A 7174-nucleotide genomic window follows, 5' to 3' on the forward strand; every position below is an offset into this window, starting at 1 on the left:
GCGCCTCAACCGTCGCCACCCTGCTCGCCAACGCGGTCGCGCCGGGTCGGTCACAGCTGGCGATCAGAACCGGCCTGGCTGGCGCGGAGTTTGCGCAGGACGCGTGGCGCGTTGGCCGGGGCCGCGGAGTCGGGCGTGGGCCCGGTCGGCGCCGGTCTGCGACTCGGGTTTTTGCCCTTGTACGGGGTGATCACTTGCTGTGCAGTCTGACCGGCGCCGGGTATCTCTTGTCGGCCGACGCGATGGGCCCGGCGTCGCGGCCGTGCGGATGTTCCAGATCCGGTCGGCCGGCAGCGTCGTGGGCGCTGCCCGGCAGCTCGCCGGAAATCCGAATGGTGCCGTCTGGAGAGGCGATGACCTGCAGGTCACCTGTGCTAGCGGTGCTTGCCCGGGTAGCAGGGCCGGTCGACGGCGATGTGGTCGATCGGGATCTGGGTGCCGTCGAGGATCACGTAGGCGTGTCCCTGGCGCGTCGTCTCCCGCAGCTTCGGCACACGCGCCGCGAGCTACCTGCAGCTGCTGGTGATTCTCGAAGATCACGATCACCGCGTGATCCGGCCGGGGCACCCCGCCGGCGCCCTCTAGGAGCTCCGGCGGGGATCGGCACACACAGCGCCGCCGCGGTGTACGGCGTCATCGCAGCGAATTCCAGCACCCTCCGCACCTGCACAAGGATTCCCGATCACCGCGACTTCACACGCGGTTGCGTAGCCAGCACAGTGCGGCCATCAAGGCCAACGGTGCCGCAAAGAAGCACACGAAGAGCAACATCAGCGGCCCGCCCGGCTTGGGCCGAGGGTGCCCTGGTGGCTGCGGTGGTGGATTGAACCGCAGCGAAGTGGTGACATGCCTCCAAACGTAGATCTCGCCGTACATGGTCACCCAGCTCCAGATCCAGACAGCTCCGCTGATCACTACGAGCCGAGTTCGCCGTCGCATGTGACCAGCTTATGTCCGTGACGGGAAAGAAACTGACAAATGCGCCGATGTCACCAAAGGAGCAGACATGCCGACCGACATTTGGCCGGACAAGCAGGTCCGCTCCCCGTCACGGCGCCTTCCCTGGCGACGATTCAATCCTTGCGGGTACCTTTCCGAGACGATTCGGATCTTGAGATGACAACCGAGCGAAAACTCGCCGCACGCACTCAATGGGCCATCGCCATCGTCGTGATCGCGGTGGCGGTACTGGCCACCCTCATCGTGGCGAATACCATCAACCACGCCGGATGGAATCCATGGGTGGTGACTCTCGGCTGTGCCACGGTTGTCGGGTTGGGCACCGTGCTGATCAAGCTCCGCGGCAGTACCGGGCTCAACGCGAAACCGATGGGCCCCATGGGCGGTCAGGGAGGCTCCCATCCGGGCGACGGCATGCATGCCGGCGACGGCGGCTGAATCCTCGGCTGACGCCGCTGAGAGCGTGCGGCGCGCACCCGCGCTCCAGATCTTCTCCTCCCGCACACGCGTAAACCGGACAATCCGCCCCAGCCTGTGCCGAGGCTGCTTCCCGCCGAAGCCACCAACATCAGCGTCGACGGTGACATCGACCTCGCCGCGCTCTGGCTCGACAACACCGCCCGGCGCCCGACACAGTTCCCGGCCGGGTAGTTACAGCGGGGCAGCATCGACCCGCAATCAGCCACATGTCGGCCACCAGGTCGAGCCGGCAGGTGTCGCCGCCTAGCGCCAGCGCCGCGCGCTCAGTTCTCCGTGATGACGAGGTTCAGGCCATCATGCGGGTGGGCGGTCCACGACACCGTGAAGTTGCCCCATGCGGCGTGCTGCCGGCCGGCCGACGCGCTGGTGTGCCCGATCCGGGCGGCCACCTTCGTCGGCACGCCGATCCCGTTCAGCACGCAGGCCGCGGAGTTGATCTCCTGAGTGGGGTCCTCGAATTCGTCGGTCTTCACGCCGACGTCGTGCAGGACGAGCGTCACGGTGCCATCCGAGCCGTCGGTCAACGCTCCGCCCGGCTGGCAGACCTTGCGCATCACCGTCAGCAGGCTCTCCCGCCGCCGCGCGGCGGCGGCGCCGTCCGAGATCACGTCGGGGATCACGTCGGGGATCGCGTCGGGTGCGGCGGTAGCGCGCCCGGGGGATCGCATCGGTCGCGGCGTCGAGACCGACCGCGAAGAACGCGACCACCAGCACGCCCAGCGAGAGCGTTACTACCTTCAACGCCGGACGCATGATCACCTTGTCGCTCCCTGCGAGGCGGCGTTGAAGACCGACAGTTGATCATGCGTGGAATGCAAGCATCCGCCTGACCAGCTGAAGACCTCCGCGTCCTCCGCCGACACCTTGGACGCCGACGATCGTCCTGTCGTGAGTTGGGCGACTCCGATCTGCGCGGAACTACCACTACCGAGTTCAGGCGCCCAGTCCGTGTCCTGTTTCGGACAGGTGTTCGCAGATTGTCGAACATCCGCTCGTGCCGCGGAGCGAGCGCCGGCTTGCCGGCCACCCGCTCGCGACGACATGCCGTAGATGTTCTGGTCGGCCGGTCTCGACGACAAGAAAGCCGATCACGTCACGTTGGACGACGGTCGGGATGCCAGATGCCGGTCAGCAGCCCGACCACAGCCATGCCCCCGGGGCGCGGACCGCGGAGGCGTGAACCGCAACGCCACGGACCTGGACCGAGCAGTCAACTCCAAGGGTCTCAATCAGGGGCTCAGTGCACTATCGGTCGGCAAAGGTCGTGACACACGCTAGGAGGCCTCTGAGCAGCGCTTCAGTGCTCATTGACCGCCTGTGAACAGTCGTTCTGCGAACTCCTAAGCGGCAGGTCGCAGGTTCGAATCCTGCCGGGGGCACCGATTTGACCAGCGAAAACGGGTCCCGACGAGGGTCGCCACGCCCTGCAGGGTCTCAGTTCGGTGGGGAGACCGTCCGTTTTCTCATGTCCAACCTTTACCGTGTCGCCGCGGCATATCGGGCATGTTCAATGCGGCCCACGGCCTCGTGGACGCCCCGACGGGTTCGCCGATGCCGGCCGGGAGGCCAGCGAGCGGATCGAGGGCCTCTCACCGACGAGTTCGCGACACCGGCGTGCGAGGTGCTCACCGCGGACTCACCGCGGACGAACTCGACGAGCTGATCACGCGGCTCAAGCCGATCGCCGCCTTGGCTCAGGTTGTGAATCAGTCGTTTCCGCCGACTTACAGGCACCGGTCAGAACACGGTGTGCCAGTCGTCGCGGATGCTGACGACGGTCCAGCCGTTCCGGTCGGCTTGTTCGAGTGCCTGTTCTGCGCCGATGGTGTAGGCGAACTCGCGATCGGGGTCGTCGTGGAGCACGAGGAGGCGAAGGGTCGGTTTGTCGGTGTGGCGGGTGAAGCGGAGCATGGGTATGTCGCCGTTGGCGTTGCCCGCGGCCAGCAGCGGCCGGCGGCCGGTGCGGCTCCAGATTCGAATCGGCTTCTCCGGGCCGTCGTCGAGGTAGTCCAGGACGGGCTGGTGGCGGATTGTGCCGCCGTGCTCGTCGTCCTCGTAGGACAGTGTCGCGGTGCTGCCGATGACCTGCTCGCGCGGCACGCCGTAGACCGCGTGGCTGATCGGGCGCATGAAGTCGCGGCCACCGCCGGAGGCGATGTAGGTGCTGAACCCGTTGGCCCGCAGGTAGGCCAGCAGCTCGATCATCGGTGCGTAGGCGCACTGCACATATGGCAGGCGCAGCGTGGGGTGCTCGGTGGTCGTCAGGAACTCGTTCGCCTGGGTTTCGAAGTCCTCGACACTGATGCCGGCGTACGCCTCGAGCACTCCCGCGGCCAAGGCGGGCAGCTGGGTGTCGTCGCCGGCGTAGTGCGCCGCGACCACCGCGCCGAACCAGGCCATGTCCTTCTCGTAGGCGGCCTTCCAGGGCTGCCGCGAACGCAGCTCGGCCGCCTGCTCTGCCATGGCGACAAGTCTGCGGAGGATGAAGTCGAGCTGGATGGGGACCGGTTTCTCGCACCACAAGGTGCCGTCGTTGTCGAAGGTCGCCACCCGTTCGTCGGCCGGCACCTCGGCTGCCTGCTCGACGAACGCGGTGATCGCCTTCTTCGCGGCGCCGTCGCGCCAGGTGGTCAGCACGAGGCAACCTCCTCCCGTTGGTTAGGGTCGGACCACGCAGCGGAGGCCGAGGTGGCAGGTGGCGGTGTCGATCGCTTGTGCCATCCGGGCGGCCGGCCGGTAGCGGCGGCAGTAGTTCGGTGCGCACAGGTACGAGCCGCCCTTGATCACCTTTCGGGGGACTCGGTCACCGCGTTCGATGCTCCGGTCCCGCGGACCCGGTCCGCAGCACACGGGCGGGTCGTCGTGCGGGGCGTACCAGTCCGCGGTCCACTCCCACACGTTGCCGATCATGTCGTGGAGCCCGTAGCCGTTCGGCGGGTAGCGCCCGACCGGCGCGGTGCCGACGTACCCGTCCGCCGCCGTATTCGTGTACGGGAAGCGGCCCTGCCAGGTGTTGGCCATCCACACACCGTCCGGGACGAACTCGTCGCCCCACGCGAAGGCAGCGCCGTCGAGCCCACCCCGCGCGGCCAACTCCCACTCCGCCTCGGTGGGGATGTCCTTGCCCACCCAGCGCGCGTAGGCCTCGACGTCCTCCCACGCCAGGTGCACCGCGGGGTGATCGGGGCGGTCGCGGATCGAAGTGCCAGGCCCGTACGGGTGCCGCCAGTCCGCGCCGGGCACATAGCTCCACCAGTTGTAGGCGTTGCGCATATCGACCTCGTGCTGCGGTGCGATGAACACCGACGATGCCGGGACCAGGAGCTCGGGCAGAGCGTCCGGATATTCCGCCGGGTCCGGGGCCTGCTCGGCAAGGGTGACGTAGCCGGTCGACCGGACGAAACGCTGGAAGTCGCGGTTGCGCACCGTTGTGCGGTCGATCCAGAACCCGCCGACCGTGACGTCGTGGACCGGGGACTCCTCCGGGTAGTGGTCGTCGGAGCCCATCGCGAAGGTGCGGCCGGCGATCCACACCATGCCGGCGGTCCGGTCCGGCCGCGCAGCCACGGCCTCCCTACGTCCCTGGTCGGTGTGAGCGATAGCCACCTGATGTCACCTGCCTGCTGTGTGCGACGTCGCTACACGGTTCCAGCAGGACGAACCGCTCTTCCTCACCCCGGCAGGGTGAGGTGCGCACGCCAGGCGCGTCGGGGGCGTCTCGCTCTCTCGCAGTGACGCAGCGGCTGTGTCGCGGGTGGTGATTCACCTGATGCAGGTGAGGCCGGGCGTGGGGACAGGCTGTCCGATGGGTTGGCGCGTGCGGGCGAGGCCGCCTTCAATCGCGAGATCCGAGGAGTGGTGATATGGCCAGTTCGTTCAAGGGCAACATCAACATCGATATCCGTGACTCGGTTCCGGATTGGGAGCCGTTCGAGCCGCCGCGAGCAGCCGATGGCGCGCCGAACGTGGTCTACATGGTTCTCGACGACGTCGGGTACTCCGCGATGAGCTGCTACGGCGGGGTCATCGAGACGCCGAACATCGACCGCATCGCGGCCGACGGCGTGCGGTTCACGCAGTGGCACACGACCGCGCTGTGCTCACCGACCCGGTCCTGCCTGCTCACCGGCCGCAACCACACCCGCAACGCGATGGCGTGCATCACCGAGGCCGCGATCGGGTTCCCGAACGCCAACGGCACGATCCCGCCGGAGAACGGGATGCTCCCGGAAATCCTCGAAGAGCAGGGCTGGAACACCTACATCGTCGGCAAGTGGCACCTGTGCCCGACCGACGAGATGAACCTCGCCGCAACGCGGCGGAACTGGCCCACCGGTCGTGGGTTCCAGCGGTTCTACGGGTTCCTCGGCGCGGAGACGAACCAGTGGTACCCCGAACTCGTCTACGACAACCACCCGGTGGACCAGCCGAAGACTCCCGGGGAGGGCTACCACTTCACCGACGACATCACCGACAAGGCGATCGAGTTCATCAAGGACGCCAAGGCGATCGCACCGGACAAGCCGTTCCTCCTCTACTACGCGCCGGGAGCATGCCACGCGCCGCATCACGCGCCACGGGAGTGGATCGAACGGTTCCGGGGCCGCTTCGACATGGGATACGACGTACTGCGCGAAACCGTGCTGGCACGCCAGAAGGAGCTCGGCATCGTGCCGGCAGACACCGGGCTGCCGCCGATCAACCCGATAGGCACTCCGGAGACCCGTCAGGGCCCGGACGGGCAACCCTTCCCGCCGCTGGACTACACCAAGCCGTGGGACTCCCTGTCCGATGAGGAAAAGCGGCTCTTCGCGCGGATGGCCGAGGTCTATGCGGGTTTCCTCGCGCACGCCGACCACCACATCGGCCGGCTGCTCGACCACCTGGAGGAGACCGGCCAGCGGGACAACACACTCGTCATCCTGGTCTCCGACAACGGAGCCAGCGGCGAGGGCGGCCCGAACGGGTCGGTGAACGAGAACAAGCTGTTCAACGGCATCCCCGACGATCTCGATGACAACCTCGCGATGCTCGACGAGCTGGGCGGCCCGAAGACCTACAACCACTACGCCAACGGCTGGGCGATGGCCTTCAACACGCCGTTCAAGATGTGGAAGCGCTACGAGTTCAACGGCGGCACAGCCGACCCGTGCATCATCTCCTGGCCGTCGGTGCTCGGGCACGGTGGCGAGATCCGCCACCAGTACCACCACGCGATCGACCTGGTCCCCACGGTGCTCGACTGCCTGAGCGTGCAGGTGCCACCGGAGATCAAGGGGCACACGCAGAGCCCGCTCGACGGGGTGAGCATGCGCTACAGCTTCGACGACCCGTCGGCGCCGTCGGCCCGAGCCACCCAGTTCTACTCGATGCTGGGCTCCCGCGGGATCTGGCACGACGGCTGGAAGGCCGTCACGACGCACCCCACGGTGAGCGGCTGGAGCAACTTCGACGACGACGTGTGGCAGCTGTACCACACCGACGTCGACCGCACCGAGGTGCACGACCTCGCCGCCACACATCCCAACAAGCTCAAGGAGCTCGTCAAACTCTGGTTCACCCAGGCCAGCGCAAACGGTGCGTTCCCGCTCGACGACCGGTCCCCACTGGAGATCCTCGGCACCCCACGGCCCCAGCTTTCGGTGGCACGCAACCGGTACGTGTACTTCCCCGACGTGGCCGACGTCCCCGAACACCAGGCGGTGAACATCCGCAACCGCTCGTACACCATCGG

General features: G+C 67.3%; 5 protein-coding genes, 1 tRNA gene and 1 pseudogene. 3 read left to right on the forward strand and 4 right to left on the reverse strand.

What is annotated here, in order from left to right:
- Positions 1-63: 63 nt before the first annotated feature.
- Positions 64-506: pseudogene (locus tag VH969_RS34515) on the reverse strand (transposase family protein); the annotation flags it as partial.
- A 610-nt stretch (positions 507-1116) separates the two neighbouring features.
- Here VH969_RS34515 and VH969_RS12455 point away from each other — a divergent pair.
- Complete coding sequence (locus VH969_RS12455) at positions 1117-1398, forward strand: hypothetical protein (protein WP_331973863.1); 282 nt, start codon at positions 1117-1119, stop codon at positions 1396-1398.
- A 305-nt stretch (positions 1399-1703) separates the two neighbouring features.
- On the opposite strand, the gene VH969_RS12460 is transcribed toward VH969_RS12455, so the two are convergent.
- Positions 1704-2108, reverse strand: a complete 405-nt coding sequence (locus VH969_RS12460; protein ID WP_331973864.1) for a hypothetical protein — start codon at positions 2106-2108, stop codon at positions 1704-1706.
- Between the two features lie 613 nt (positions 2109-2721).
- On the opposite strand from VH969_RS12460, the gene VH969_RS12465 reads away from it, so the two are divergent.
- Positions 2722-2819 (forward strand) — tRNA-OTHER (locus VH969_RS12465).
- 358 nt (positions 2820-3177) lie between these two features.
- Here the strand turns inward: VH969_RS12465 and VH969_RS12470 are convergent.
- Both VH969_RS12470 and VH969_RS12475 read right to left on the reverse strand, forming a co-directional pair.
- Positions 3178-4077, reverse strand: a complete 900-nt coding sequence (locus VH969_RS12470) for an HAD family hydrolase (RefSeq protein ID WP_331973865.1) — start codon at positions 4075-4077, stop codon at positions 3178-3180.
- A 21-nt stretch (positions 4078-4098) separates the two neighbouring features.
- Positions 4099-5007, reverse strand: coding sequence for a formylglycine-generating enzyme family protein (locus VH969_RS12475; protein WP_331973866.1), 909 nt, complete (start codon positions 5005-5007; stop codon positions 4099-4101).
- A 296-nt stretch (positions 5008-5303) separates the two neighbouring features.
- On the opposite strand from VH969_RS12475, the gene VH969_RS12480 reads away from it, so the two are divergent.
- The coding region (locus VH969_RS12480) for an arylsulfatase (protein WP_331973867.1) at positions 5304-7174 on the forward strand (1871 nt) is incomplete at its 3' end.

Source organism: Actinophytocola sp., assembly GCF_036555685.1.
Lineage (GTDB): Bacteria > Actinomycetota > Actinomycetes > Mycobacteriales > Pseudonocardiaceae > Actinophytocola.

Coding starts and splice junctions, on each gene's coding strand:
- VH969_RS12460 (WP_331973864.1), bottom strand. CDS start 2,108: ATGCGATCCCCCGGGCGCGCTACCGCCGCACCCGACGCGATCCCCGAC.
- VH969_RS12455 (WP_331973863.1), top strand. CDS start 1,117: ATGACAACCGAGCGAAAACTCGCCGCACGCACTCAATGGGCCATCGCC.